The sequence below is a fragment of the Enterovirga sp. CN4-39 genome (assembly GCF_049446235.1).
GTDB lineage: Bacteria > Pseudomonadota > Alphaproteobacteria > Rhizobiales > Beijerinckiaceae > Enterovirga.
In genome coordinates, this window is record NZ_JBMSEF010000002.1 from 303,419 (window position 1) to 328,025 (window position 24,607).

The following is a 24,607-nucleotide window of genomic DNA, read 5'->3' on the forward strand; positions in this document are numbered from 1 at the left end:
GTGAACGCGAGGCTAGCAGCCCGGGTTTCCCGGAGCCAACGACTTTCGACGCTGCACCGCGGCGCGGCGTCGTGCTGCGGCGCCGGTCATGCGCCCCGGTGGGCGCGCTCCAGCGCATGCGCGACGGAGAGCGCCGTAGCGTCGCGTGCGAAGGGCGCTATGACCTGGACGCCGATCGGGAGGCCGCTTTCGAGGACGAGGCCCGGCACGTTGACGCAGGGCGTGCCGAGGAGAGTCCAGAGCCGGTTGTAGCGGGGGTCGCCCGTCCAGCCGTGGCCTGCCGGGGCGGCCCCGGGGGCCGCATAGGTGATCACGGCATCGAGCTCGGCGAAGAGCTCCTTGCTGTCCCGCCGCGCCCGGTTGGCTACGCGGCGCGCGTCGTCGTAAGCCTCGGCCGAGATGTCCTGCGCGGCGTCCAGCGCGGCCCCGAGATTCGGCGCGACGATCTCGCGGTGGGTCGCGTACTCCCAGGCGAGCGCCTGCTTTGCTTCGAAATCCTGGATGGTGCCGTGCGCCGCCCATGCATCCGTGAAGGAGGCGGGCGGCTTCACGTCCCAGATCTCCGCGCCGGCCTGTGAAAGGAGCAGCGCCGCGCGCTCGAGCGCCGCGCCCGCTGCCGGGTCCGGGGCTCCCGCGAAATCCTGCGTGACGACGCCGATCCGCGGTTTGGGAAGCGGACCGAGCGGCATCGGCCGGCCGCTGACGAGTTCGAGGCCGAGCGCTACGTCCGCGACCCCCGCCGCGAAGAGTCCCACCGTGTCGAGCGTCCATGCGAAGCACTTCACGCCGATCGTCGGGATCAGCCGGAAGGACGGCTTGATGGCGGCCGTGCCGCAAAAGGCTGCCGGCCGGATCACCGAGCCGCCCGTCTGCGTGCCGAGGGCGAGCGGGATCATGCCGGCCGCCACCGCAGCGGCCGAGCCCGCCGAGGAGCCGCCCGGCGTATGGGAGGTGCGGTGGGGGTTGCGCGTCGCCGTCGGGTCGGTGGCCGCAAAGGGGGTGGTGGTCGTCTTGCCGATGACGGTCGCGCCGGCCCGCTTGAGGGCGCAGACGACGGGCGCGTCGGCCTTGGGCCGCCAGCCGGCATAGATGGGCGAGCCCATCTCGGTCGGCATGTCGGCGGTGTCGATGATGTCCTTCACGCCGACCGCTATGCCGTTCAGCGGCCCATGGCCGGAGGGGCGCGCATCGAGGTCGCGATACGTGAAGGCGCCGATCTCTCCCTCGTGCCGCGCGATCGCCTCGAGGCTCGTCCGGAACGCGCTCTCCGGGCTGAGCGCGCCCGACTTGACGCGGGTGACTAGGTCGACGAGCGAGAGCATGGTGATCTGACGGGTCCCCCTTGGATCGCCGACCCATAGAGCAGTCGCAAGGCACCCGCACGGCTAAAGTTGATGCTGCGGACGGCCGGGCGGGAAGGGCCGACCGCGGCCTAGAGCCAGAGCCGGAACACGGCCTCTCCGTGCAGGCTCACGCCCGTGCAGCGCCAACCCCGTGCGTGATAGAACGCCTCGGCCCTCGTTCCTCGACCGGTCGTGAGAAAGGCCTGGCGGTGGCCGGCGCTGCGCAGGCGCGCGAGAGCAGCGTCGAGCAGCGCGGTCCCGTGGCCGCGGCCCAGCTTTCCGTCCGCGACGAACAACGCCCAGATAAGGCCGGTCTGGTGGTTGGCGCAGGCGAAGCCCTGCACGCCATGCTCATCCTCGGAGACGAGGAAGATCGCCTCGTCCATGTACCACGCGACCTCGGCCGCGGTGACGGCGGAGGGGTCCGTCAGCCGGTTCTCCGTCGTGCCTTGGCGGATCGCATGGATCCGCGGGAGGTCCGACCTGGTGGCGGGGCGGAGCCGGGGTGGCGTCATGCGGCTGCTTCCGTGTGCATTCGCCACGCTGCCCCGATTCGGGCCAGACGCCGGCTGACGCCGTTGAAGGCAGCTTAACCGGATCCGTTGCATTCGAGGCGAATGCGTCGTGGCTGTGTTGCGTTTCTGGCCCTGGCGCTCGTGGCCGTGGTGCTCGTGGGTTGCGGGCGGTTCGGCTTCGAGCAGCGTGAAGCCTGGCGAACCCAGGCGGAAGAATCATGCCTTTCCGCCAAGCTCGTGACCCCGACGGCCTACATGTCGCGGAGCTCCGAGATCGACGGGCCGGGCGCCTGCGGGATCTCCTACCCGTTCAAGGTCGCCGCGCTCGGCAACGGCACGATCGGGCTGGCCAACAGGCTGACCCTCGGCTGCCCCATCATCCCGGAAATCGACGCCTGGCTGAACGGGACCGTGCAGCCGGCCGCGGAGCTGTATTTCGGCACGAGCATCGCCGAACTGCGGGCCGGCTCCTATTCCTGCCGCGGCCGCAACAATCGGGCCGGCGCGAAGCTGTCCGAGCATTCCTTCGGCAACGCCGTCGACATCATGTCCTTCAAGCTCGCGGACGGACGTACGATCACGGTCGAGAAGGGCTGGAAGGGCGCACCGGACGAGCAGGAATTCCTGCGGGAGATCTTCGTGGGCGCTTGCCAGCACTTCAGCACGGTGCTCGGCCCGGGCTCCGACATCTATCACTACAATCACTTCCACCTGGATCTCGCGCGGCACGATCCGCGCGGCCGGCGCCGGATCTGCAAGCCGCTGATCAAGTTCGAGCCGCGCCTCGATCCCAACCGCCCGATCGAGGCGTCCGCCGTGCGTCCGCGTCCCGCCATCCGGCCGCTGCAGCAGCCGGCGGAGCCGCTCGAGGTCGAGGACGAAGGCGAGGATCCCTACGAGGTCTCGGGCGGCCCGAGCCGCGTGCCGGCCGCGCCCGCCTCCCGTCCCCCGTCCTACGAGATGGCGCCGCCCCGGCCGGCTGCCATGCCGCCCAGCCGGAGCGGGCCGGCCGCCTATGCGCCGCCGCCGGCACGCGGCGCCTATCCGGCTGCCCCGCCGTCCCGGAACGCCGACGTGGGTGCCCCGATGGTCCTCCAGCCTCAGCTTCATCGGGGAACGACCATCTATTGAGGCGACGAGTGTTGCCTCCCGGCCATTGACCCGCTGGCCGCGGCACGGCCAAGTTCAGCGTTCGACACGAACCTTCGGGACGCCCATGCGTCGCATTTTGCCTGCCCTGCTCCTCGGCCTGGCCGCGATCACTTCGCTTCCTGGCGCCTCCGGCGCGCGCGAGGTCACGCCGGCGGAGAAGCGCGTCCTGCCTTATACGGCCGACATTCCCTTCTGCGGCGACCCCGCGGTTCTCGCCATGGTGGCGAACCGGTTCGCCGAGACGCAATCCCAGTTCTGGAACACGGACCTGACGATCGTGGAGTACGATCGGATCCGTCCGCTCGCCTTCAAGCCGTGGGGGCTCGACTTCATCCCGCGCCGCTTCTGCACGGCGACGGCGACCCTCTCGGACCGGAGCCGCCACCGCGTGGATTATTCCGTCGGCGAGGATTCCGGCTTCATCGGCAACGGCTTCGGCGTCGTGTTCTGCGTCCAGGGGCTCGACCCGAACCTGGCCTACGCGCCGGATTGCCGGATGGCGCGCCCCTGATGGGCCGGCTCCTCGGAGCCGCTTTCGCCGCAAGTCTTGCGCTCCTCGCGTCCGGCGCCCTCGCCCAGGAGCGAGGCGGGCGGCCCGGCGATTTCGACTTCTACGTCCTGGCGCTGAGCTGGTCCCCGGCCTTCTGCGAGAGCGAGGGCACGAGGCGTGGCTCGGCCCAATGCGATGCGGGCCGCCGGCTGGGTTTCGTGGTCCATGGGCTCTGGCCGCAATACGAGCGGGGCTACCCGTCCCAGTGCGACAGCCGGAACGCACCGCGCTACGTGATCGACGGCACGTCGGACATCTTCCCGGATTCGGGTCTCGCGCGGCATCAGTGGCGCAAGCACGGCACCTGTTCGGGCCTCGATCCCGCTTCCTATTTCCGCGCGGTGCGGCGCGCCCGGGACCTCGTGACCATCCCGGAGCCGCTCCAGAACCCGTCGCGGGACGGGCAGACAACCGGGCAGAGCGTCGAGCGGGCCTTCGCGGAGGTCAATCGGGGACTGCGTCCCGACATGATGGCGGTGACATGCCGGCGCGGCGAGTTGCGCGAGGTCCGCATCTGCCTCGAGAAGGATCTCTCGGGTTTCCGCCGCTGCCCGCAGGTCGACCAGGAGGCCTGCCGTTTCGGCCCGATCCGCGTGACGGCGCCGCGCTGAGCTTGGCACCGGCAGGGCAAGGCACCACCTGATCTCCCGATGGCGGCTCGTCGCCGGCAAGAGGAGATCCGATGTTCGACGCCAAGCGCCTTCTTGGGCAGCTCATCGCAAGCCAGGTCGGCAAGTCGCTCGGTCAGAGGGGCGGTCACCAGGGCGGCGGCTACGGCCAGGGCGGCTCGCCGCTCGACGGGCTGACGCGGCAGCTCGGGGGCGGCGGCGGTTCAGGTGCCCTCGTGGGCGGCCTCGCGGCCATCCTTCTCGGCTCCAAGAAGGGCCGCAAGCTCGGCGGGTCGGCCGCGAAGCTCGGCGGCCTGGCGCTCATCGGCTCACTCGCCTATCGCGCCTACCAGGACTGGCAGGCCGGGCAGGCGGCCCGGGGCGGCAGCTTCGGTGGGAGCGGTCAGGGTCAGGCAGGCGGCGGCTTCATCCCGCCGCAGGGGCAGAGCCCATGGGGGCAGCCCGCGCGTGCGGCGGGCGGCGTCGGATTCGGGGGCTTCGCGCAGCCGCCATCGGGAACGCCCTTCAATCCGGCCCAGGAGGCCGATCAGCAGGATCTCAGCCGGGCGCTGCTGCGGGCCATGATCGCGGCCGCCAAGGCCGACGGCCACACCGATGCCGCCGAGCAGGCCAACATCTTCGGCGCCATGGACAAGCTCGACCTGGATTCCGACGACAAGGCCTTCGTGATGGACGAGCTCAGGGCACCGCTCGACATCGATGCCGTGGCTCGCGGCGCACGCGGGCCGGAGGAGGCGGCCGAGATCTACACCGCCTCGCTTCTCGCCATCGACGTCGATAACGCGGCCGAGCGCGGCTACCTGGCGATGCTCGCCACGCGCCTCAGGCTGGACGATGCACTCGTCCAGCATCTGCACCGGACGGTCGAGGAAGCCGGCGCGACTCCCTGACCGCTTCCGGCATCAATCCTCCGTGCCGGCGAGCTTGGAGGCGAACAGGGCGATGGCCCGCGCGTAGTTGTCGGACTTGTTCCACTCCTTGATGGCCGCGAAGTTCGGCTGGCCGGGATTCCAGCCGGCGCCGCGCTGCCACCCGTGCGCCCGGAGGTAATTGGCCGTGGAGGCCAGGACGTCCGGGACGCTGCGGATCAGGTCGGGATGGCCGTTGCCGTCGAAATCGACGGCATATTTGTAGTAGTTGGAGATCATGAACTGGGTCTGGCCGATCTCGCCGGCCCAGGCGCCCTTCATCTCGGCCGCCGAGATGTCCCCCCGTTCGAGGACCCTCAGGGCGGCGAAGAGTTCGCCCGTGAAACGCTCGGTCCGCCGGCAATCGTAGGCGAGCGTCGCGACGGACCGAATGACAGGCATGTTGCCCATCACGGCGCCGAAATCGGTCTCCATCGCCCAGATGGCGGCGATGATGGGGCCAGGCACCCCGAAGCGCTGCTCGATCGAGCGGAACAGGGCCGCACGCTGCCGAAGCTGCTGCGCGGCCTTCGCGACGCGGCCCGCGGTCACGCGCGTCTTCACGAATTGCTCGAACGGCACCCGGAATGCTCCCTGGCCACGATCCTTGCGCATCACGGCCTGGTCGAAGGTGACGCCGGCAAGGCCGGCATCGACGGCGCGGGCCGAGATGCCCTGCGCGATCGCCTCGCGGCGGATGTCCTGAAGCCACTTCTCGAACCCGGCCGGATCGCGGCAGGTCGCGGCGGAGGCCGCCGTCGAACAGAGGCCGAGCAGAAGTGCAGCCGCGCCGGTCCGGCGCAGGATGGTCCAGGGTGACGGCAACATCGTCTCCATGAAAACGCGCGGGAAAGCCGCACTTGGCCTCTTTACACTCGCCTATGTGGCTGAACCGCGGCTTAAGCCACCGCGGCGCCTTTCACGGGATGTTTTCACCCTGCTTCAGTGATGAAGCGCCCGCGCCAACTGGCTCTTGCTCATCTTGGAGCGCCCGGGAATGTCCCGCTTCTTGGCCATCTCGTAGAGTTCGGCCCTGGTCGGCTCGCCGCCCGACTTCGCGCTCTTGCCGCGGCGATTGCCTTCGGCGGCATCCTTCGCGGTCGCGCCTCTTCGTTCCTTCGCCTTGGTCCGGGCCAGGTTCTGCCTGTTCTTCTTCGGGCTCTCCTGGTTGGTGGCTCCGGCCTCGTGCAGCGCGATGGCGATCGCCTGTTTGGAGCTCTTCACCTTGGGGCCGCTGCCGCGGATCCGAAGCTCGCCGTGCTTGTACTCGTGCATGACGCGCTCGACTGTCTTCTTCTGCTCGGGAGATTGCTTGCTGGGCATCGTACCGTGCTCCGCTGGTGTTTCGCGGAACAACGCGGGATTGCGCAAAGCGCTCCAATACTCGGGGCAGCTTGCCGTGTTGGCGTTCGGGTCAAAGCGTGCCTAACATCCAGGCAGGTCATGAGCCGGAGGTGGTCGAATGAACTCGCAACCTCGGTGCATTGCGCTCGTCGGACCGTTCCAGAGCGGCAAGACCACGCTGCTCGAAGCGATCCTGCACCGGACGGGCGCGATCGACAGAATGGGCCGGTCGGGCCAGGGCAACCTGGCCGGCGACGGCAGCCCGGAAGGCCGCGCTCACAGCATGGGCGTCGAGCCGAACGTCGCGACCGTACAATATCTGGGCGACGCCTACACCTTCATCGACTGTCCCGGCTCGGTGGAGTTCGCGCATGACATGCGGGCAGCGCTACCGGCCTGCGATGCCGCGGTCGTCGTCTGCGAGCCGGACGACAGGAAGGTCCCGGCGCTATCGTTGGTGATGCGCGAACTCGAGGAGCTCGGCATCCCGCGCTTCCTGTTCCTGAACAAGATCGACGCGACGGGCCGGCGGGTGCGCGAGACGCTCGCCTCGCTCCAGGAGGCCTCCACGACCCCGCTCCTGCTCCGCCAGATCCCGATCTGGGAGAACGGGGCCGCGACCGGCTTCATCGATCTCGCCCTTGAGCGGGGCTTCGTCTACCGGGAGCAGGCGCCGAGCCAGGTGGTCGAGCTCGCCGCCGGCGAGCTGCCGCGTGGGAAGGAAGCCCGCTTCACGATGCTGGAGCGGCTCGCCGACCACGACGACGCCCTGATGGAGGCGCTGATCTCGGACGAGGAGCCGCCGAAGGACCGCGTCTTCCAGGATCTCTGCCGCGAGCTCCGCGAGGGGCAGGTCGCCTCCGTCCTGCTCGGCTCGGCGGAGCATGGCCACGGGGTGACGCGGCTCCTCAAGGCGCTCCGGCACGAAGCACCGACCCTAGCCGAGACGCGCGAGCGGCTCGGGATCGACGGCGAGGGGCCGCCGCTCGCCCAGGTGATGCGGACGATCCATACGGGGTTCAGCGGCAAGCTCTCGGTCGCGCGCGTGCTTCGGGGCGCGTTCCGGGAAGGCGATGTCGTGACCGGCTCGGGCGGGGCCGAGACGCGCATCGCGGGCCTCTCCCAGCTGCGGGGCGCGCAAACGACGCGCATTGCGGAGGTGGGAGAAGGCGAGGTCGCCGGCTTTGCCCGCCTCGATCCGATCACCACGGGCGAGTGCTTTGCGGCGAGCCGCAAGGCACCGGACGCGCTTCTCGCCCTCGCGGCCGCGGAGCCCGTCTATGCCGTGTCCGTGAGGACGAAGAACCGTAAGGACGATGTCCGGCTCACCTCCGCGCTTGCCAAGATCGTCGAGGAGGACCCCTCGCTGAAGCTCGAGCACAGGGCCGATCTCGGCGAGATGCGTCTGCTCGGCCAGGGGGAGATGCATCTGCGCGTCGCCGTGGAGCGTCTTGCTTCCCGGTTCCAGGTCGAGGTGGAGACCGCCAAGCCGAAGGTGGGCTACGCCGAGACCATCCGCCAGGCCGCCTCGGCACGCGGCCGGCACAAGAAGCAATCCGGGGGGCATGGCCAGTTCGGGGACGTCTCCATCGAGGTCCGGCCGCTCGGGCGAGGCGAGGGCTTCGCCTTCGAGAGCCGGATCGTCGGCGGTGTCGTGCCGAAGCAGTACATCCCCTCCGTCGAGGCGGGCGTGACGGACTGGCTGAAACGCGGCGGGCTCGGTTTCCCCGTGGTCGACATCGCCGTGACGCTGGTCGACGGCTCCTATCACGCCGTCGATTCCTCCGACGCCGCCTTCCAGGCCGCCGCTAAGCTCGCCATGAGCGAGGCGATCCCGCGCCAGGCTTCCGTGCTGCTGGAGCCGATCCTCTCCGTCGAGATCGCCATCCCGTCGGGCGCCATCTCCAAGGCGGCCAGCCTCGTGACGGCGCGCCGGGGGCAGGTCCTCGGCTACGATTCCCGGGCGGGCTGGCCCGGCTGGGACGTCCTGTCCGCGACCGTCCCTGAAGCGGAGATCGGCGACCTGATCGTGGAGCTGCGCTCGGCGACGGCCGGGGTGGGGACCTTCTCGACGAAGTTCGCCCGCATGGCCGAGGTGACCGGACGCCCGGCCGAACTGGCGCTCGCCGCCGCGAGCTGACGCCGATCCGTCGCGACTACGTTCAGAGGATGAACCGGCTCAGGTCGGCGTTGCTGGCAAGGTTCTCGACCTGCGCCCGCACATAGGCGCCATCGATCGCGAAGGTCTCGCCGGAGCGGTCGGGCGCCGTGAAGGAGATGTCGTCGAGAACGCGCTCGAGCACCGTCTGGAGACGCCGCGCGCCGATGTTCTCGACGCTCGAGTTCACGTCGACTGCGACCTTCGCCAGCGCCTCGATCGCGTCGTCCGTGAATTCGAGCCGGATCCCTTCGGTCTGCATCAGGGCGACCGATTGCTTGATCAGGCTCGCCTCCGTCTCGGTGAGGATGCGGCGGAAATCCTCGATGGTGAGCGGGTTGAGCTCGACCCGGATCGGCAGGCGGCCCTGCAGTTCGGGCAGGAGGTCCGACGGCTTCGAGACGTGGAACGCCCCGGACGCGATGAACAGGATGTGGTCCGTCTTCACCGTGCCGTGCTTGGTCGAGACGGTCGTCCCCTCGATGAGGGGCAGAAGATCACGCTGGACGCCCTCGCGCGAAACGTCGCCGCCGATCCGCCCTCCCTCCGAGCGGGCGCAGATCTTGTCGATCTCGTCCAGGAAGACGATGCCGTTGTTCTCGACCTGCCGGATCGCCTCCTGCACGATGGCGTCACCGTCGAGCAGCTTGTCGGATTCCTCGCTGATCAGCGGCTCGTAGGCCTCCTTCACGCTCGTGCGGCGCGTGCGCGGCCGGCCGCCGCCGAGGGCCTTGCCGAGCATGTCCGAGATGTTGATTGCGCCCATCGAGGCGCCGGGCATGCCGGGGATCTCGAACATCGGCAGCGCGGGCGCGCCGCCGCCCTGGAGCTCGATCTCGATTTCCTTGTCGTCGAGTTCGTTCGCGCGCAGCTTGCGGCGGAAGGAGTCCCGCGTCGCCTGGGAGGCCGTCTTGCCGACCAGCGCATCCAGCACGCGCTCCTCTGCGGCGAGATGCGCCTTGGCCTGGACGCTCTTGCGCTTCTCGTCGCGCACGAGCCCGATCCCGACCTCGACGAGGTCGCGCACGATCTGCTCGACGTCCCGGCCGACATACCCCACCTCGGTGAACTTGGTCGCCTCGACCTTCAGGAACGGCGCGCCCGCGAGCTTGGCCAGACGGCGCGAGATCTCCGTCTTCCCGCAGCCGGTCGGCCCGATCATCAGGATGTTCTTGGGCGCGACCTCCTCCTTGAGGGGCCCTTCCAGCTGCTGCCTGCGCCAGCGATTGCGCAAGGCGATCGCGACGGCCCGCTTCGCATCGGCCTGGCCGACGATGAAGCGGTCGAGTTCGGAGACGATTTCGCGGGGGGAGAAGGTGGTCATGGATTCAGAGGTTTTCCGGCCATAGCCGGGATGTGTGAAGGACGCGCACGATCTCAAGTCGGTGATCTGCGAGACGGTAGACGATGATGTAGGGTGTGCCGGAGACGAAGAACTCGCGTGTTTCCGAAAGACGGCCAACCCGCCCGATGCCAGGGTGCGCCGCGATGGTTCTTGCTGCTCCGGTCAGCCGTTGCGCGAGCCGGGCTGCGGCGGGTCGATCGTGTTCCGCCACGTAATCTGCGGCAGCCTTGACGTCGGCGCGAGCGCTTGGGGCCCAGCTGACCTTCACTTCGCCTCGGAATAGCTCGTGGCGAGCTTTTCCATCTCCTCCTGCGACACCGACTCTCCCCGGTCCAGCTGCGCCAGTCCTTCCCGGATCGCGGCGAGATGCCCTTCCTGAACGTCCAGCCAGCCGGTGAGCGCCTCGTTCACGATGCCATCGATGCTCTGACCGTACCGGGCTGCGAACTCACCGAGAGCAGTCGCGGTGGCGCCGTCGAGCTTGACCGTGAGATGCTCCGTCATCCTCGTGCCCTCAATATGCGATCGATCGTACGAGTACCCGCGGCCCGATACCAGTGCTGGTGTCGCCTCATCCCTCCAGGCTCTCGATCACGACGTTCCCGTTCGTATAGACGCAGATCTCGGCCGCGATCGCGAGGGAGCGGCGGGCGATCGCCTCGGCGTCCATGCCGGTATCGATCAGGGCGCGGGCCGCCGCGAGGGCGTAATTTCCGCCCGAGCCGATCGCCATGACGGCTCCGTCGGGGGTCGATTCCGGCTCCAGGACGTCGCCCGCGCCGGAAAGGAGCAGGCTCACCTCGCTGTCCGCGACCAGCATCATCGCCTCGAGGCGGCGCAGGTAGCGGTCGGTGCGCCAGTCCTTGGTGAGCTCGACACAGGCGCGCGTGAGCTGCCCGGGATACTGCTCCAGCTTCCCCTCGAGCCGCTCGAACAGCGTGAACGCGTCGGCCGTCGCGCCGGCGAAGCCCCCGATCACGGCACCCTTCGCCAGGCGTCGCACCTTGCGGGCATTGCCCTTCACGATCGTCTGGCCGAGGCTCACCTGGCCATCGCCGCCGATCACCACGCGCCCGCCCTTGCGGACCATGACAATCGTGGTGGCGTGCATGCGCGGGGGTGTGGAATCTTCTGACAAACGGCAAGCTCCGGCGGGAACCGTCACTTAATCATCCCGCCTGCGAAATCCAGCCGCGCCCCCGGTGCGGTGGCGCCGCGGCCCCGTGCTTGCTACTGAGCGGCTTGAAATTTCCAGGAACGAGCCACGGGGGAACCATGCGCTCCGCGAGCGTCAGCCGCCGGACGAACGAGACCGACATCACCGTCTCCCTGGCGATCGACGGCTCCGGCCGCTCCTCGGTCGCCACGGGTGTCGGATTTCTCGATCACATGCTGGACCTCCTGGGCCGGCATGCCCTGTTCGATCTCGACGTGAAGGCGACGGGCGACCTCCATATCGACGCGCACCACACGACGGAGGACACCGGCATCGCGCTCGGGCAGGCCTTCGCGAAGGCGCTCGGCGACAAGAAGGGCATCACGCGCTACGCCAGCGTCGCGCTACCGATGGACGAGACCCTGACGCGGGTCGCCGTCGACCTGTCGGGACGGCCCTTCCTGGTTTTCCGGACCAGCTTCCCGACCGAGAAGATCGGCAGCTTCGACACCGAGCTCGTGCGCGAGTTCTTCGTCGCCTTCGCGACGAATGCCGGCGTGACGCTGCACGTCGAGACTTTGTACGGCGAGAACAGCCACCATATTGCGGAGAGCTGTTTCAAGGGGCTCGCCCGCGCACTCAGGCAGGCGGTCGCCGTGGATCCGCGCGAGGGCGAGCGTATCCCTTCCACGAAGGGCGCGCTCTGAGGGATCCGATGTCCTCCAGCTTCACCATCCACCTTCCCCGCGACGCCTCGCCGGGCGACGAGCGCGCCCTGGACCGGGCGGAGATCGTCCGGGACGGCTTCTCCTGGGGAGCCTTCTTCGTCCCCACGCTGTGGTTCCTCTGGCATCGCCACTGGATCGTTGCGGTCATCGTCCTTCTCGGCACGCTCGGCCTGTCCTTCGGGCTTGCGGCCCTGCGCCTGCCGGGCGGTGCCATCTTCCTCGTCGAGTTCCTGGTGCACCTCCTGATCGGCCTAGAGGGTGCGAGCATCCGCCGGCTCGCCTATCGGCTGCGCAAGCGCCCGACGACCGGCCTCGTGATCGCGGCCGATGAGGCCGAGGCGGAGACGAAGAGCTTCGCGCAATGGCTGGCCGCGGCGGGACACAAGTCCCTGGCGCCTGCCGAGACGCCTGCTCCCGTGCGGGTCGCTCCGGCCATTCGGCCGGCCGGTGCCGCACCCGCACCCGTGCTCGGCCTGTTCCCGGATTTCGAGGGCCGCAGATGACCGTCGCGATCGTCGATTACGGGTCCGGCAACCTCAATTCCGCCGCCAAGGCCTTCGAGCGCGCCGCGGGCGAGGGCGGCACGGGCGAGCGGATCCTCGTCACGTCGGATCCGGACATCGTCGCCGGCGCAGACCGGATCGTGTTGCCGGGTGTCGGGGCCTTCGCCGATTGCCGCCGCGGCCTCGATTCCGTGCCCGGCATGGTGGAGGCCATGACGGAGGCCGTCATCGGGAAGGGGCGCCCGTTCCTCGGCATCTGCGTCGGCATGCAGCTCATGGCCACGCGTGGCCTCGAGCATGAAACGACGCCGGGCCTCGACTGGATCAGCGGCGATGTCGCGCCGCTTCATCCCGACGATCCGGGGCTCAAGATCCCGCATATGGGCTGGAACACCCTCCATCCGCAGAAGGACCATCCGCTGACGGAGGGCATCCCGCTCGGGCCGGAGGGGCTGCACGCCTATTTCGTGCATTCCTATGCGCTGCAGCCGAAGGACGAGGGCCAGGTGGTGGCCGTCTCGGCCTATGGCGGCCCGGTGACCGCCATGGTCGCGCGCGACAATCTGGCCGGTACGCAATTCCACCCGGAGAAGAGCCAGGCGCTCGGGCTCCGGCTCATCTCGAACTTCCTGCGCTGGCGGCCATGATCCTCTTCCCGGCAATCGACCTCAAGGAAGGTCGCTGCGTCCGCCTCGTCCAGGGCGACATGGCGCAGGCCACGATCTTCAACGACGATCCCGCCGATCAGGCGGCGATCTTCGAGGGGCAGGGCTTCGAGTGGCTGCACCTCGTCGACCTCGACGGGGCCTTCGCGGGCCGCCCGATGAACGCCGAAGCCGTCCGCGGCATCCTGGGCCGGGTGACCATCCCGGTGCAGCTCGGCGGCGGCATCCGCGACATGCGCACGCTCGAAGGCTGGCTGTCCGAGGGCGTCGCGCGGGTGATCATCGGTACCGCGGCCGTCCAGGATCCCGATTTCGTCCGGGAGGCGGCGCGCCTCCATCCGGGCCGGATCGCGGTCGGCATCGATGCGAAGGACGGGCGTGTCGCCGTCCATGGCTGGGCCGAGACCTCGACCCTGACGGCCGAAGAACTCGGGCGTCGTTTCGAAGATGCGGGCGTGGCGGCGATCATCTATACTGACATCTCCCGCGACGGGATCCTGAAGGGTCTCAACATTCCCATGACTCTGGCGCTCGCCGAGGCGGTCGGCATCCCCGTCATCGCCTCGGGCGGATTGGCTTCGCTGGCGGATGTCCAGCGACTGCTCGAACCCGATTGCGCGGCGCTGGCGGGCGCCATCACGGGCCGTGCGCTCTACGATGGGCGCATTGATCCCGCGGAGGCGCTCGCCCTCATCACGCGGGCGCGCGCTGCCGGCATGGCTAGCGCTTCGGAGCGTGCGCGCGCACGGGGATGAGCGCTCCCGCATCGGAGCGGAGATCGGTTCCCGGGCGGGATGCCGATCGCGGTCCCAAAGAGCCCGCCGCCGCCGGCTTCCCGCATCTCGTGCGGGAGATCAGCTCCGGCGGCATGGTCGGACTCCTGGTTCTTCCCTTCTGCGTGTCGGCGGGGGTGGTCGCCTACGAGCCGCTCGGCCACAACTACGTCGCTGTAGGGGCTGCCGCCGGCATTCTCTGCGCGGTGGCGGGCGGGGTCACGGGTGCCCTCTTCCGGACCTCGTCCTTCATCCCGAACATCACGTCGACCACGCACTCGCTCATTCAGGCGAGCTTCCTCGGTTGGCTGATGGCGCGCGCCAATGGGGATACGACCCTGGCGCTCGCACTCCTGCCCCTCTCCGCGATGCTGGCCGGTCTGTGGCAGATCGTCATTGCGCTGTCGGGCATCGGCCGGGTCGTCAAGTTCACGCCCTATCCGGTTCTCGCAGGCTTCCTCACCGGACTTGCGATCCTCATCATCGCCCAGCAATTGCCCCGGCTGTTCGGGCTTCCCTCGTTGGGCGCCCTGGGACATGCCATCGGCACGTTCCACCTGCCGGCGCCGGCCATGCCGCTCTTCGGGCTGGCGCTGATCCTCCTCGTCACGCGGCTCGAGGCGAGGGCTCCCCATCTTCCGACGATGCTGATCGGCCTGCTCGCCGGGACGGGGCTGTATCACCTGCTGCGGGTCGTCGCGCCGTCGCTGGACCTCGGCGGCACGGTGGGCGAAATCTCGCTCCAGACGGCTTCCTTCGGGCTTCATCTCGATTTCGACACGGCGATGCGATCCTTCGCCGACTTCGAACTGCTGAAGGCGCTTCTTCTCACCTCCCTCACGCTCGCGGTCCTCGGAACGCTCGACCTGACTTTCGCCCTCCGGGCCGCACAGGACCTGGGGGATGTCGAGACCGCGCCGCGCCGGAACCTGGCTGGGCAGGGGGTGTCCAATCTCCTCTCGTCCCTCGCCGGCGGCATGACGGTGACGACCTCGATCGCCTTTTCGCGGACGATCTATGAAGGCGGGGGACGGACCCGGCTCTCCACCATCTCGCTTGCGGCCGTGCTGCTGCTGGCGGCCGCCATTGCCCCGAAGGCCGTGGGAGCGCTCCCCACCGTGGTGCTGGCCGCGATCCTGGTGAGCATCGCCTGGCGCCTCTGGGACCGATGGTGCGTGGTGCTGGTCCACGATCTTTTCCGGGCAGACGACCGGGACGCCGCGACCCGTGCGCGGCGGAACGTTGCGATCGTCCTTGCCGTGACGGGCACCACCGTCCTCGGCCAGCCCGTGGCGGGCGCGCTCGTCGGCGTGGCCCTCTCCTGCCTCGTCTTCATCATGGAGATGAGCCGACCCGTCGTGCGCCGGCAGCTCGATGGCTCGCAGCTCTTTTCCAAGCGCATCCGGGCGCAAGGCGATCTCGCGCTGCTCCGCGGGAGCGGCCGCTACACGGCGGTGCTCGAACTCCAGGGCATCCTCTTCTTCGGCAATGCCGACGATCTCGCATCGCGCGTCAAAAGCCTGGAGGGCAGTGCCCGCACGGTCATCCTCTGCCTGCGGAGGGTGACCGACGTGGATACGTCCGGCGCGACCATCCTGAAGCAGGTCGCGGCCCGCTGCCGCCAGCGCGGCATGAACCTGATGCTCTGTTCGGTCGACCCGAAATTCGGGGCTCTGCTGGCTGGCGCGGTCGGGCCGGGCTGCCGGATGGCTCCGGATCTCGACGCCGCGCTCGAGACGGCGGAAGACCGCGCGCTCGCCAGCGCGCATGCGGCGGGCGGCCAGGCTTGGCGCGCCCTGCGCATCGAGGAGACGGATCTCGCGGGCGGCCTCTCCGAGCGCGAGCTGGAGGCCTTGAAGGCGCATCTCCAGCCCTGCCGCTATCCGGCCGGAGCTGCCTTGTGCCGCGCGGGGGAACCCGCCGACAAGCTCTGGATCATCACGCGGGGTTCGGTGAGCGTGCGCCTCGCTGGCGAGCGCTCGGAGCGGCGCATCGCGGGGCTCGGGCCGGGCACCTCGGTGGGCGAGATGGGGCTGATTGACCGCCGGCCCCGCTCGGCCGATGTCTTCGCGGACGAGGAGGTCGAGGGCTTCGTGCTCACGGCCGAAAGCTTCGACCGCCTCTTGCGCGAGGAGCCGCAACTCGGTCAGTCGCTGCTCGCAACCATTGCCCGTCTCACCGCACAGCGGCTTCGGGTGACCTCCGAAGAACTGATGCTGGCCTCAAGCTGATGCTGAAAATACGGATCATACCCTGCCTCGACGTGAAGGACGGGCGCGTGGTGAAGGGCGTGAAGTTCCTCGACCTGCGCGATGCCGGGGACCCCGTGGAGGCTGCCCGCGCCTATGACGCGGCCGGGGCGGACGAGCTCTGCTTCCTCGACATCACGGCAAGTCACGAGGACCGCGGCACCCTGCTGGACATCGTGCGACGCACGGCCGCCGAATGCTTCATGCCCCTCACGGTCGGCGGCGGGGTCCGCACCGTGGAGGACATCCGTCAGCTGCTGCTGGCCGGCGCCGACAAGGTCTCCATCAACACCGCCGCCGTGAACGATCCGGACTTCGTGCGCGTCGCCGCGGAGAAGTTCGGCAGCCAGTGCATCGTGGTGGCGATCGATGCCAAGCGCGTCTCCGGGCCGGGCGAGCCGGACCGCTGGGAGATCTTCACCCATGGCGGCCGCAAGCCTACCGGGATCGACGCGATCGCGTTCGCCCGGAAGGTCGTGGGGCTCGGCGCGGGCGAACTCCTGGTCACCTCCATGGACAAGGACGGGACCCGCTCGGGATACGACCTCGCCCTGATGCGGGCCATCGCCGACAACGTTCCGGTCCCCGTGGTCGCCTCTGGCGGCGTCGGCGGTCTGGACGACCTCGTGGCGGGCGTGCGCCAGGGTCATGCCAGCGCCGTGCTCGCCGCCTCCATCTTCCATTTCGGCGAGCATACGATCGGCGAAGCGAAGCGCCACATGGCCGCGGCCGGCCTGCCGATGAGGCTGACCTGATGGGTTCCTTCTCGCTCACGGACCTCGAGCGCATCGTCGCCGAACGCGCCTCCGCGCCGCCGAGCGAGTCGCATACGGCCAAGCTCCTCGCGGGCGGGCCCGCCAAGCCGGCCAAGAAGCTCGGCGAGGAGGCCGTCGAGGCCGCCATCGCGGCCGTCATGGGCGACCGCCAGGGCCTCGTGGCGGAAGCGGCCGACGTCCTTTATCATCTTCTCGTCACACTCCGCGCAGGCGGGGTCACGGTCGACGAGGTCATGGCCGAGCTGGCGCGGCGTACCGCCCAGTCGGGTCTGGCCGAGAAGGCTTCGCGCAGGAGCGAATGACCACATGTACGAGTTCGCAGGCCGGGAAGCCCCCGTGGGCGAGGCCGTGCCGCCGCCCCTGTCGCCTCCGGAGCGGGACCTCTCCCCATACCGGACCTTCTCGCGCGACGAATGGGCGAAGCTGCGGGCGGATGCCCCCCTGACGCTGTCCGCGGCCGAGGTGGAGCGGCTCCAGTCGCTGAACGACCCGATCTCGCTGGAAGAGGTCATCGCGATCTATCTGCCGCTGTCGCGGCTCCTGTCCCTCTACGTGGCGGCCGCCCAGGGACTGTTCCGCGCCACCCAGCGCTTCCTCCTCGCCGACAAGAACGAGAAGGTCCCCTACATCATCGGGGTCGCGGGCTCGGTCGCTGTCGGGAAATCGACGACCGCCCGCATCCTGAAGGCGCTTCTCGCGCGCTGGCCGAACACCCCGAAGGTCGACCTCGTCACGACGGACGGCTTCCTGCGGCCGAACGCCGAGCTCCTCCGGCTCAACATGATGGACCGCAAGGGTTTTCCGGAGAGCTACGACACGGCCCGGCTGCTGCGCTTCCTGTCGGACATCAAGGCCGGCAAGCGCGGCGTGCGGGCGCCGATCTATTCGCACCTGACCTACGACGTCCTGCCGGATGAGGAGGTCGTGGTCGAGAACCCGGACATCCTGATCGTGGAGGGGCTGAACGTGCTGCAGCCGGCCCGCCTGCCGCGGGATGGCGCCGCGATCCCCTTCGTGTCGGACTTCTTCGACTTCTCTGTCTATCTCGACGCGGAGGAAGACGACCTCCACCGCTGGTACCTCGCGCGCTTCCTGCGCCTGCGGAACACGGCCTTCCGGAATCCGCTGTCCTACTTCCGGAAATATGCGGACCTGTCCGAGGCCGAGGCGATCGAGTTCGCCGAGGGGCTCTGGAACCGCATCAATCTCGTGAACCTGAACGAGAACATCCTGCCGACGCGGCAGCGCGCCAGCCTCATCCTGCGCAAGGGCGCGAGCCACCGGATCGAGGAGGTCTCGCTCCGGCGGCTCTGAGCGGCTTCAGCCGCGGCGCATCGGACCCTCGCCGTGGTGGCCATGCCCGCGATGCCGGTGGTGGCCGGCCATGCCGCGTACGACGCCACGGGACAATGCCGTGAGCCGCCGCTTCTGGCCTTCGTCGAGCGTGGCATAGAGCGGCTGGGAGGCGTCCGCGAGCTTGCGGAGGGCTGCGGCGGAAGCCGCCTGCCGGTCCGCGATCGCCCGCAGGCTGCCGGGCACGTCCTGGGCAGCGCCGTCCCGCATGGAGGAGAAGCGCTCCCGCCGTGCTTCGCGGCCTTCCCGGCGCTGCTGCTGCAGGCCGCGGATCGCTTCCTCGACCGGAGGCCAGAGCTTCTCCTGGTCGGCATTCAGCTTGAGGCCGGCATGAAGGGCCGCGATCCTGGCATCCGCAAAGGCCGCCTTGTCCTCCGCCGAGACGCGGCCACGGCCGCGAAAGCCGTCCCCGAAGGGGCCGCTGGCGCGGTCCTGCGCATAGGCGCCGGCAGCCGCGAGAGCCCCGACCGCCGACAGTCCGATCACCCAACGTTTCATATCGTCTTCCTCGAATGTCCGGCGGCGGATCGCGCCGAACTCCGCACGAAGCTGGGCCAGGCGAGCTTACCGGCCCCTCGCGGGCGGGTTAAAGGACCGTAATGCTATGCCCGAGAGGCCGGGCCCCCCGGCCGGCCAACGCCCCCTTTCCCGCATGAAGTGGTCGCCTGAACAGGACGACGCGATGCTGGCCGTCGCGCAATGGCTGAAGTCGCGCGACCGCCCGGTCTTCCGGCTGTTCGGCTATGCCGGCACGGGGAAGACCACGCTCGCCCGTCACATCGCGGAGAACGTGGACGGGGACGTCTGCTTTGCCGCCTACACGGGCAAGGCCGCCCTGGTGCTTCGTGACAAGGGCTGCGGCGAGGCCTCGACGATCCACTCGCTGATTTATCGCTCGCGCGGCTCGGGCGAGACCGGCCCCCGCTTCGTGCTCAACCGCCAGAGCGACGCCGCCAAGGCCGAGCTCATCGTCATCGACGAATGCTCCATGGTGGACGAGGAACTCGGGCGCGACCTCCTGTCCTTCGGCACGCCCGTCCTGGTGCTGGGCGATCCGGCGCAGCTGCCGCCCGTCAAGGGCGCGGGCTATTTCACCGAGCACGAGCCCGACGCCATGCTGACGGAGGTGCACCGGCAGGCCGCGGGCGACCCGATCATCCGCCTCTCCATCGCGGTCCGGGAAGGGGGGCGGCTGGAGCGCGGCGAATGGGGTACGACGCGCGTCATCGACCGGCGCGAGATCGATGCCGAGGCGATCCTCAAGGCGGACCAGGTCCTGGTCGGGCTCAACAAGTCCCGCCGCGGCTATAACGGCCGCATCCGCCAGCTCCTGGGCTTCCGCGACCCGATGCCGGCCGGCGGCGAGCGCCTCGTCTGCCTGCGTAACGACAAGACCAAGGGATTGCTGAATGGCGGCCTGTTCACCGTGAAGGTCGCGCGCGGCGAGCGCGGCGGCCTCGTCGAGCTCGATGTCTCGCCCGAGGACGAGGCCAAGCGCTCCGTCCGGGTCTCCGTGCCGCGCGAGTTCTTCGAGGGGCGGGAGGAGGAGCTGTCCTTCGCGACCCGCCGCAAGTCGGACGAGTTCGACTACGGCTACGTGCTCACGGTCCACAAGGCGCAGGGCTCGCAATGGGACGAGGTGGTGCTCTTCGACGAGAGCTACGCCTTCCGCGAGCACCGGGCGCGCTGGCTTTATACGGGCCTGACCCGGGCTGCGAAGCGGCTGACTGTGGTAATGTAGATACAACCTATACGAGTGTTTGCCCTGGCTATCAGATCGCGCTTTTTCTTACTGAAACGTCGTGCATCATGATCCCTGGTTGTGGTTGGGCGAGGGGCTCTCCACGCCGTAGCAGCGCTGCCGTGCCGGCGGACTGCGGACCAGGGGCTTCACATGCGTGCGCTCGCCATCGGGGTGGTGTGTCTGGGGCTCGCCGGCTGCGACACGCCGAATTTCAGGACCGCCCAGTTCCAGTTCGGAACGGCCACGACGCTCGCGGCCACCGGCAACCTGCGTTTTGTGATGGAACGCGAGCGGATGTTGCCGGATGAGCCGGTCCAGCGCGTCGCCTGCACGGAGCCCAGCCCGGATTATGCCGTGGCGGCGACGACGGACATCGATCTCTCCGTGAAGTCCGCGATACCGCAGGCTCCGGTCGAGAACCTCACGGCCAACGCCAATTTCGCGGAGGCGATCACCAAGCTCGATGGCAGATCGAAGGGAGTGCTGGCGCTCCGTGACGGCCTCTACGCAGCGTGCCAGGCTTACACGAATGGGCAGATCGGGAAGGATGCCTATTCGATCATCCTCAGCCAGTACGGCGCCTTGCTGGTCGCGCTGATGAACGAGACCGCCCCGACCGCACTACCCAAGGAGGGCGGGACTCCGCAGGCCGCGGCTGCGCTGGTCCGGTCTCAGCGTTCGGCCGCCTCCTTTGCTGCGGTTCTCGTCGCCTGCATCAACGGGCACGACCCGACCCGATCGGCGGTTGAAGGTACGAGACGCAACCCGCTTCTCACTACGTCCTATTGCAGGACCGTCCTCAACCGCGCCGCGCAGCGGGTTTGACGCTGCCCGCTCCGCGCCCGGCCTACGCCAGCCTGAGCGTGTGGACGTTGTCCGGCCGGGTCGGGCGTTCCCGGACCGCGTCCGCGTAGTCAGCGAGCGGCCTCGCCTCCCCGCAGAGCGGACCCTGCGCGCCGGCGCAGCGATGCTCGCGCAGGAAGGCGAGCTGGGCGGGGTTTTCCACTCCCTTGGCGATCACCGGTATTTCGAGGCTCTCGCCCAGTCCGAGCACCGCCTGAAGGACCGCGGCCGTCCGCTTGTTCCGGCCGATCTGCGTCGTGAAGGCGGCGTCGACCTTGATCTTGTCGAACGGGAAGAGCTGGAGCGCGGAGAGCGAGCCCTGGCCGGTGCCGAAATCGTCCATCACGATCCGCACGCCGCGTCCCTTCAGCCTCTCCAGCACCTGCAGGGCTCGCCCGGAGCCCTCCAGCAGCAGGCCTTCCGTGATCTCGATCTCCAGCCGTTCGGGAGCGAGGTGAGTTTCCCGCAGGATGGAGAAGATCAGGTCGGCAAGGCCCGTCTGGCGGAACTGCGCCGGCGAGAGGTTGACGGCCACCGAAAGCGGCCGCTCCCACCCGGCCGCCTCCCGGCAGGCCTCGCGCAGCATCCATTCACCGATCTGGAGGATGAGGCCCGTCTCCTCGGCCACCGGCAGAAAGGCCTCGCACGGGACATTTCCCCGTTCCGGATGCTCCCAGCGCAGCAGCGCCTCCAGGCTGCTGACCTCACCCGACCGGATGTCGACCTGCGGCTGGTAATCGAGCGCGAGCTGGCCCGTCTTGATTCCGTTGCGGAGATCGCGCGCGAGGTCCCGCCGCTCGCGCAGGGCCTCGTCCATCGAGCGCTCGAAGAATCGGAACACGCCCTTGCCCGCCGCCTTGGCGCGGCCGAGCGCCGTGTCGGCCTTCGACATCAGGACCTGATAGGTCTCGCCGTCCTGCGGAAAGAGCGCGATGCCGACGCTGCAGCCGATGTCGAGCTGGTTGCCGTCCACCTCGAAGGGCCTCGCCAGCGTGTCGAGCACGAGCTGCGCAGCGCCTTCAGGCGAGCGCGGCCCCTCGAGAGCCGTTGCCAGGATGGCGAATTCGTCGCCGCCGAGGCGCGCCGCCACGCAGCGCTCGCCGAGAAGCCGCTGCAGGCGCACGGCGACCTCCACCAGGAGCTCGTCACCGGCTGCGTGGCCGAAGATGTCGTTGACCTCCTTAAAGCCGTCGAGGTCGAGGCACAGCATCGCGGCGCGCCCGTCATCCCCGTAGGGCCGGGTCAACTCGCGTGTAACGATCTCCTCGAACAGCGCGCGGTTGGGCAGCGAGGTGAGGGGATCGTGCCGGGCCAGGAACTTGAGCCGACGTTCATGCTCGCGCTGGAGCCGGTTCTCGATGATCCAGGACGCGATCGCGCAGCCCAGGATCATGAGCGACACGATGCCGACGCCGTAGCCGAGCGCAGTCCCCGAGAGCAGGCCCGGCGCAAGCTCCCGCGCCGGATCGGGCACCAGCGTGATGGCCGCCATGCCGGTGAAGTGCAGAGCCAGCACGGAGAGCGCGAGCAGGCCGACGCCGACCCTTCGCAGCTGCCTTCGCTGCCTGCAGCAGAAGAGCGCCGGCGTGGCGAGCAGAACGGACAGAAGGGCGGATGCCAGGATCAGCCGGCTGTCCCAGACGATCTCGCCCGCCACCTGCAGGCCGGCCGTGCCCGTGTAATGCATGACGACCGTGGCGATCCCCAGCAGCGCGCCGGCGAAGAGGCGCGGGAGCCACCATCCCGGCACGGCGATCAGCAGGAGGAGGGCGAGCGCGGTGAGGAGCACGCCCGCGAGAAACGACAGGATTGTCGTGCCGACCTCGTAGCCAAGCGCGACATGCGGCTGGAACGCCAGCATGGCGACGAAATGGGTCGCCCAGACGCCCGCCCCCGAGACGGCGGCCGCCACCATCAGCCAGGTCATCCGCTGGCCGCGCTCCTTCTCGGCCATCATCCGCTGCACGAGCCGCACGGTCGTCCAGGCGGAAACGAGGCAGATCAGTCCGGCGAGCGCCACCAAAGACGGATCATGGGTCTCGGCGATGCAATCGGCGATCTTCAGCAAGGGGCCGTTCTCCCGCTTTCATATTCCACGGCAGTCTCGAAACCCGCGTTTCGCGGAAACAAAGAATTGCGCCTTCTCACGCCCGCCCGTCCGGCCGCAGTCCCGCGGCGCCGGCGCGACGGCCGGAGCACCGGCTGGCCGGAGCCTTGCATCGTCGAGGGAGCCCCGTTCAGGGCAGCCGGAGGTGCACGATGGGGCGCGTTGTCTCGAGATCTCTGGGGATCGCGGCGGTGGCCGCGTGCCTCGCATGGATCGGCACCGGCGCGCTCGCCCAGGGCACCTTGCGGATCGCGATGACCGCCTCCGACATCCCGCTCACGACAGGGCAGACCGATAACGGCGGGGAGGGGCAGCGTTTCATGGGCTATACGGTCTATGACGCGCTTGTTAACTGGGACCTATCGAGCGCAACGAAGCCATCCGACCTTGCACCCGGGCTCGCCACGAGCTGGGCCGTGGACGCGTCCGATAAGACGAAATGGCGCTTCGGGTTGCGTGAGGGCGTGCGCTTTCACGACGGATCCGAACTGACGGCCGACGCGATCGTCTGGAATCTCGACAAGCTCCTCAGGGAAAGCTCGCCTCAATTCGATCGCCGGCAGTCGGCGCAGGGCCGGACCCGCATCCCCGCCGTCGCGAGCTATCGGGCTGTCGACAAGCTGACCCTGGAGGTCACCACGAAAGCGCCCGACGCGACGCTGCCCTACCAGCTCGCCTGGATCATGATCTCGTCCCCGGCTCAGTGGGAGAAGGTCGGCCGGAACTGGGACGAGTTCGCCAAGACGCCGTCGGGCACCGGGCCGTGGAAGCTCGCCATGTTCAGGCCGCGCGAGCGCGCGGAGCTCGTGCCGAACCCGGATTACTGGGACAAGGCGCGGATCCCGAAGCTCGACCGGCTCGTCCTCCTGCCGCTGCCGGAGCCGAACGCCCGGACGGCCGCCCTGATGTCGGGACAGGTCGACTGGATCGAGGCGCCGGCGCCCGACGCGGTCGAGACTCTCAGGAAGGGCGGCTTCCAGATCGTCACGAACGCCTACCCGCACAATTGGACCTGGCACCTCTCTCGGACCGAGGGTTCTCCCTGGAACGACGTTCGCGTGCGCAAGGCGGCCAACCTCGCGATCGATCGCGAGGGCATGAAGGAGCTGCTGTCGGGCATGATGATCCCCGCGCAGGGCTTCTTCCCGCCGGGCCACCAATGGTTCGGAAGCCCGGCCTTCAAGCTCGGCTACGATCCGGCCGCAGCCAAGAAGCTGCTCGCGGAAGCGGGCTATGGTCCGACCAGGCCGCTGGTCACGAAAATCCTCATTTCGCCCTCGGGCTCAAGCCAGATGCAGCCGCTGCCGATGAACGAATTCGTGCAGCAGAACCTCGCGGATGTCGGCATCAAGGTCGAATTCGAAGTCGTCGACTGGAACACGCTGATCAATCTGTGGCGGGCGGGCGCCAGGTCGGAGACGAACAAGGGCGCCACCGGGATGAACTACACCTACTTCATCCAGGACCCGTTCACCGGGTTCATCCGACACCTGCAATGCAATCTCGGACCGCCGGCGGGCACGAACTGGGGCTATTACTGCGATCCGGAGATGGACAGGCTGTTCGATCAGGTGCGCAACACCTTCGACCCGGCCGCGCAGTCAGAGGTCCTGCGGAAGATCCATGAGAAATTCGTCGATGACGCGCTGTTCCTCATGGTCACGCACGACGTGAACCCGCGTGCCATGAGCCCCAGGGTGAAGGGCTTCGTCCAGGCCCAGAACTGGTTCCAGGATTTCTCGCCGATCGCGATGGCGAAATAGGAG

The 24,607-nt window shown here is 68.9% G+C and carries 26 protein-coding genes; 16 read left to right on the forward strand and 10 right to left on the reverse strand.

Features of this window, described 5'->3' with window-relative positions; all coding sequences use genetic code 11:
- Window positions 1-86 precede the first annotated feature (86 nt).
- A complete protein-coding gene (locus ACO2SS_RS05190; protein ID WP_423276527.1) occupies window positions 87-1,322 on the reverse strand; it encodes an amidase in 1,236 nt (411 codons plus the stop codon).
- A gap of 110 nt (window positions 1,323-1,432) precedes the next feature.
- Entirely contained in the window at window positions 1,433-1,858 is a 426-nt protein-coding gene (locus ACO2SS_RS05195; RefSeq protein WP_423276528.1) for a GNAT family N-acetyltransferase, read from the reverse strand.
- A gap of 102 nt (window positions 1,859-1,960) precedes the next feature.
- Here ACO2SS_RS05195 and ACO2SS_RS05200 point away from each other — a divergent pair, with 102 nt between their 5' ends.
- The 4 genes from ACO2SS_RS05200 (at window position 1,961) to ACO2SS_RS05215 (ending at window position 5,079) form a co-directional block, all read left to right on the forward strand.
- Window positions 1,961-2,989: an extensin family protein gene (locus ACO2SS_RS05200; RefSeq protein ID WP_423276529.1), complete on the forward strand. Its 1,029-nt coding sequence runs from the start codon at window positions 1,961-1,963 to the stop codon at window positions 2,987-2,989.
- Between the two features lie 85 nt (window positions 2,990-3,074).
- The gene (locus ACO2SS_RS05205; protein WP_423276530.1) at window positions 3,075-3,521 is read left to right on the forward strand and encodes a hypothetical protein; all 447 of its coding nucleotides are present in this window, start codon (window positions 3,075-3,077) and stop codon (window positions 3,519-3,521) included.
- Window positions 3,521-4,171 (forward strand): ribonuclease T2 family protein, encoded by a 651-nt coding sequence (locus tag ACO2SS_RS05210; protein ID WP_423276531.1) that lies wholly within the window; start codon window positions 3,521-3,523, stop codon window positions 4,169-4,171. The genes ACO2SS_RS05205 and ACO2SS_RS05210 overlap by 1 nt, the downstream gene beginning before the upstream one ends.
- 71 nt (window positions 4,172-4,242) lie before the next feature.
- Window positions 4,243-5,079, forward strand: a complete 837-nt coding sequence (locus ACO2SS_RS05215; protein ID WP_423276532.1) for a tellurite resistance TerB family protein — start codon at window positions 4,243-4,245, stop codon at window positions 5,077-5,079.
- A 12-nt stretch (window positions 5,080-5,091) separates the two neighbouring features.
- Here the strand turns inward: ACO2SS_RS05215 and ACO2SS_RS05220 are convergent, their stop codons facing one another.
- Complete coding sequence (locus tag ACO2SS_RS05220) at window positions 5,092-5,925, reverse strand: lytic murein transglycosylase (RefSeq protein ID WP_423276533.1); 834 nt, start codon at window positions 5,923-5,925, stop codon at window positions 5,092-5,094.
- A 114-nt stretch (window positions 5,926-6,039) separates the two neighbouring features.
- Window positions 6,040-6,420 (reverse strand): DUF6496 domain-containing protein, encoded by a 381-nt coding sequence (locus ACO2SS_RS05225; RefSeq protein WP_423276534.1) that lies wholly within the window; start codon window positions 6,418-6,420, stop codon window positions 6,040-6,042.
- A gap of 139 nt (window positions 6,421-6,559) precedes the next feature.
- On the opposite strand from ACO2SS_RS05225, the gene ACO2SS_RS05230 reads away from it, so the two are divergent.
- On the forward strand, window positions 6,560-8,581 hold the full coding sequence (locus tag ACO2SS_RS05230; protein WP_423276535.1) for an elongation factor G: 2,022 nt from the start codon (window positions 6,560-6,562) through the stop codon (window positions 8,579-8,581).
- 22 nt (window positions 8,582-8,603) lie between these two features.
- On the opposite strand, the gene hslU is transcribed toward ACO2SS_RS05230, so the two are convergent.
- The 4 genes from hslU to hslV form a co-directional block, all read right to left on the reverse strand.
- A complete protein-coding gene (hslU, locus tag ACO2SS_RS05235) occupies window positions 8,604-9,923 on the reverse strand; it encodes an ATP-dependent protease ATPase subunit HslU (RefSeq protein WP_423276536.1) in 1,320 nt (439 codons plus the stop codon).
- 4 nt (window positions 9,924-9,927) lie between these two features.
- On the reverse strand, window positions 9,928-10,212 hold the full coding sequence (locus ACO2SS_RS05240; RefSeq protein ID WP_423276537.1) for a type II toxin-antitoxin system RelE/ParE family toxin: 285 nt from the start codon (window positions 10,210-10,212) through the stop codon (window positions 9,928-9,930).
- Complete coding sequence (locus tag ACO2SS_RS05245; RefSeq protein ID WP_423276538.1) at window positions 10,209-10,448, reverse strand: CopG family ribbon-helix-helix protein; 240 nt, start codon at window positions 10,446-10,448, stop codon at window positions 10,209-10,211. Before ACO2SS_RS05245 ends, ACO2SS_RS05240 begins: the two co-directional genes overlap by 4 nt.
- 67 nt (window positions 10,449-10,515) lie before the next feature.
- Window positions 10,516-11,055, reverse strand: coding sequence for an ATP-dependent protease subunit HslV (gene hslV, locus ACO2SS_RS05250; RefSeq protein ID WP_423276800.1), 540 nt, complete (start codon window positions 11,053-11,055; stop codon window positions 10,516-10,518).
- 164 nt (window positions 11,056-11,219) lie between these two features.
- On the opposite strand from hslV, the gene hisB reads away from it, so the two are divergent.
- The 8 genes from hisB to coaA are packed head-to-tail and all read left to right on the forward strand — an operon-like array spanning window position 11,220 to window position 18,108.
- Entirely contained in the window at window positions 11,220-11,807 is a 588-nt protein-coding gene (gene hisB / locus ACO2SS_RS05255) for an imidazoleglycerol-phosphate dehydratase HisB (RefSeq protein WP_423276539.1), read from the forward strand.
- Between the two features lie 8 nt (window positions 11,808-11,815).
- Window positions 11,816-12,331 (forward strand): DUF2628 domain-containing protein, encoded by a 516-nt coding sequence (locus ACO2SS_RS05260; RefSeq protein ID WP_423276540.1) that lies wholly within the window; start codon window positions 11,816-11,818, stop codon window positions 12,329-12,331.
- Window positions 12,328-12,978 carry an imidazole glycerol phosphate synthase subunit HisH gene (gene hisH / locus ACO2SS_RS05265; RefSeq protein WP_423276541.1) on the forward strand — a complete coding sequence of 217 codons (651 nt, stop codon included), beginning with the start codon at window positions 12,328-12,330 and terminating at the stop codon, window positions 12,976-12,978. The genes ACO2SS_RS05260 and hisH overlap by 4 nt, the downstream gene beginning before the upstream one ends.
- The gene (hisA, locus tag ACO2SS_RS05270) at window positions 12,966-13,751 is read left to right on the forward strand and encodes a 1-(5-phosphoribosyl)-5-[(5-phosphoribosylamino)methylideneamino]imidazole-4-carboxamide isomerase (RefSeq protein WP_423276801.1); all 786 of its coding nucleotides are present in this window, start codon (window positions 12,966-12,968) and stop codon (window positions 13,749-13,751) included. The genes hisH and hisA overlap by 13 nt, the downstream gene beginning before the upstream one ends.
- The gene (locus ACO2SS_RS05275; RefSeq protein ID WP_423276542.1) at window positions 13,748-16,000 is read left to right on the forward strand and encodes an SLC26A/SulP transporter family protein; all 2,253 of its coding nucleotides are present in this window, start codon (window positions 13,748-13,750) and stop codon (window positions 15,998-16,000) included. The genes hisA and ACO2SS_RS05275 overlap by 4 nt, the downstream gene beginning before the upstream one ends.
- Window positions 16,000-16,773: an imidazole glycerol phosphate synthase subunit HisF gene (gene hisF / locus ACO2SS_RS05280; RefSeq protein ID WP_423276543.1), complete on the forward strand. Its 774-nt coding sequence runs from the start codon at window positions 16,000-16,002 to the stop codon at window positions 16,771-16,773. Before ACO2SS_RS05275 ends, hisF begins: the two co-directional genes overlap by 1 nt.
- Window positions 16,773-17,096: a phosphoribosyl-ATP diphosphatase gene (locus ACO2SS_RS05285; protein ID WP_423276544.1), complete on the forward strand. Its 324-nt coding sequence runs from the start codon at window positions 16,773-16,775 to the stop codon at window positions 17,094-17,096. Before hisF ends, ACO2SS_RS05285 begins: the two co-directional genes overlap by 1 nt.
- Before the next feature lie 4 nt (window positions 17,097-17,100).
- Window positions 17,101-18,108: a type I pantothenate kinase gene (gene coaA, locus ACO2SS_RS05290; protein ID WP_423276545.1), complete on the forward strand. Its 1,008-nt coding sequence runs from the start codon at window positions 17,101-17,103 to the stop codon at window positions 18,106-18,108.
- A 6-nt stretch (window positions 18,109-18,114) separates the two neighbouring features.
- On the opposite strand, the gene ACO2SS_RS05295 is transcribed toward coaA, so the two are convergent.
- A complete protein-coding gene (locus ACO2SS_RS05295; RefSeq protein ID WP_423276546.1) occupies window positions 18,115-18,645 on the reverse strand; it encodes a Spy/CpxP family protein refolding chaperone in 531 nt (176 codons plus the stop codon).
- 154 nt (window positions 18,646-18,799) lie between these two features.
- Between ACO2SS_RS05295 and ACO2SS_RS05300 the strand changes: the two genes are divergently transcribed.
- Together ACO2SS_RS05300 and ACO2SS_RS05305 are read left to right on the forward strand one after the other, a co-directional pair.
- Entirely contained in the window at window positions 18,800-19,888 is a 1,089-nt protein-coding gene (locus ACO2SS_RS05300) for an ATP-dependent DNA helicase (protein ID WP_423276802.1), read from the forward strand.
- Window positions 19,889-20,041: 153 nt separating this feature from the next.
- A complete protein-coding gene (locus ACO2SS_RS05305) occupies window positions 20,042-20,716 on the forward strand; it encodes a hypothetical protein (RefSeq protein WP_423276547.1) in 675 nt (224 codons plus the stop codon).
- Window positions 20,717-20,738: 22 nt separating this feature from the next.
- On the opposite strand, the gene ACO2SS_RS05310 is transcribed toward ACO2SS_RS05305, so the two are convergent.
- On the reverse strand, window positions 20,739-22,802 hold the full coding sequence (locus ACO2SS_RS05310; protein ID WP_423276548.1) for a putative bifunctional diguanylate cyclase/phosphodiesterase: 2,064 nt from the start codon (window positions 22,800-22,802) through the stop codon (window positions 20,739-20,741).
- A gap of 191 nt (window positions 22,803-22,993) precedes the next feature.
- Between ACO2SS_RS05310 and ACO2SS_RS05315 the strand changes: the two genes are divergently transcribed.
- Window positions 22,994-24,604, forward strand: coding sequence for an ABC transporter substrate-binding protein (locus tag ACO2SS_RS05315; RefSeq protein WP_423276549.1), 1,611 nt, complete (start codon window positions 22,994-22,996; stop codon window positions 24,602-24,604).
- The last annotated feature ends 3 nt before the right edge of the window (window positions 24,605-24,607 follow it).

What these genes read in the sequence shown, in the direction of transcription:
- ACO2SS_RS05245 (WP_423276538.1), bottom strand. Translation starts at nt 10,448, where the DNA reads ATGACGGAGCATCTCACGGTCAAGCTCGACGGCGCCACCGCGACTGCT.
- hslU (WP_423276536.1), bottom strand. Translation starts at nt 9,923, where the DNA reads ATGACCACCTTCTCCCCCCGCGAAATCGTCTCCGAACTCGACCGCTTC.
- ACO2SS_RS05300 (WP_423276802.1), top strand. Translation starts at nt 18,800, where the DNA reads ATGAAGTGGTCGCCTGAACAGGACGACGCGATGCTGGCCGTCGCGCAA.
- coaA (WP_423276545.1), top strand. Translation starts at nt 17,101, where the DNA reads ATGTACGAGTTCGCAGGCCGGGAAGCCCCCGTGGGCGAGGCCGTGCCG.
- hisH (WP_423276541.1), top strand. Translation starts at nt 12,328, where the DNA reads ATGACCGTCGCGATCGTCGATTACGGGTCCGGCAACCTCAATTCCGCC.
- ACO2SS_RS05200 (WP_423276529.1), top strand. Translation starts at nt 1,961, where the DNA reads ATGCGTCGTGGCTGTGTTGCGTTTCTGGCCCTGGCGCTCGTGGCCGTG.
- hisB (WP_423276539.1), top strand. Translation starts at nt 11,220, where the DNA reads ATGCGCTCCGCGAGCGTCAGCCGCCGGACGAACGAGACCGACATCACC.
- ACO2SS_RS05190 (WP_423276527.1), bottom strand. Translation starts at nt 1,322, where the DNA reads ATGCTCTCGCTCGTCGACCTAGTCACCCGCGTCAAGTCGGGCGCGCTC.
- ACO2SS_RS05275 (WP_423276542.1), top strand. Translation starts at nt 13,748, where the DNA reads ATGAGCGCTCCCGCATCGGAGCGGAGATCGGTTCCCGGGCGGGATGCC.
- ACO2SS_RS05195 (WP_423276528.1), bottom strand. Translation starts at nt 1,858, where the DNA reads ATGACGCCACCCCGGCTCCGCCCCGCCACCAGGTCGGACCTCCCGCGG.
- ACO2SS_RS05220 (WP_423276533.1), bottom strand. Translation starts at nt 5,925, where the DNA reads ATGTTGCCGTCACCCTGGACCATCCTGCGCCGGACCGGCGCGGCTGCA.
- ACO2SS_RS05230 (WP_423276535.1), top strand. Translation starts at nt 6,560, where the DNA reads ATGAACTCGCAACCTCGGTGCATTGCGCTCGTCGGACCGTTCCAGAGC.
- hisF (WP_423276543.1), top strand. Translation starts at nt 16,000, where the DNA reads ATGCTGAAAATACGGATCATACCCTGCCTCGACGTGAAGGACGGGCGC.
- ACO2SS_RS05225 (WP_423276534.1), bottom strand. Translation starts at nt 6,420, where the DNA reads ATGCCCAGCAAGCAATCTCCCGAGCAGAAGAAGACAGTCGAGCGCGTC.
- ACO2SS_RS05305 (WP_423276547.1), top strand. Translation starts at nt 20,042, where the DNA reads ATGCGTGCGCTCGCCATCGGGGTGGTGTGTCTGGGGCTCGCCGGCTGC.
- ACO2SS_RS05215 (WP_423276532.1), top strand. Translation starts at nt 4,243, where the DNA reads ATGTTCGACGCCAAGCGCCTTCTTGGGCAGCTCATCGCAAGCCAGGTC.
- ACO2SS_RS05205 (WP_423276530.1), top strand. Translation starts at nt 3,075, where the DNA reads ATGCGTCGCATTTTGCCTGCCCTGCTCCTCGGCCTGGCCGCGATCACT.
- ACO2SS_RS05285 (WP_423276544.1), top strand. Translation starts at nt 16,773, where the DNA reads ATGGGTTCCTTCTCGCTCACGGACCTCGAGCGCATCGTCGCCGAACGC.
- ACO2SS_RS05260 (WP_423276540.1), top strand. Translation starts at nt 11,816, where the DNA reads ATGTCCTCCAGCTTCACCATCCACCTTCCCCGCGACGCCTCGCCGGGC.
- ACO2SS_RS05210 (WP_423276531.1), top strand. Translation starts at nt 3,521, where the DNA reads ATGGGCCGGCTCCTCGGAGCCGCTTTCGCCGCAAGTCTTGCGCTCCTC.
- ACO2SS_RS05315 (WP_423276549.1), top strand. Translation starts at nt 22,994, where the DNA reads ATGGGGCGCGTTGTCTCGAGATCTCTGGGGATCGCGGCGGTGGCCGCG.
- hslV (WP_423276800.1), bottom strand. Translation starts at nt 11,055, where the DNA reads ATGCACGCCACCACGATTGTCATGGTCCGCAAGGGCGGGCGCGTGGTG.
- ACO2SS_RS05295 (WP_423276546.1), bottom strand. Translation starts at nt 18,645, where the DNA reads ATGAAACGTTGGGTGATCGGACTGTCGGCGGTCGGGGCTCTCGCGGCT.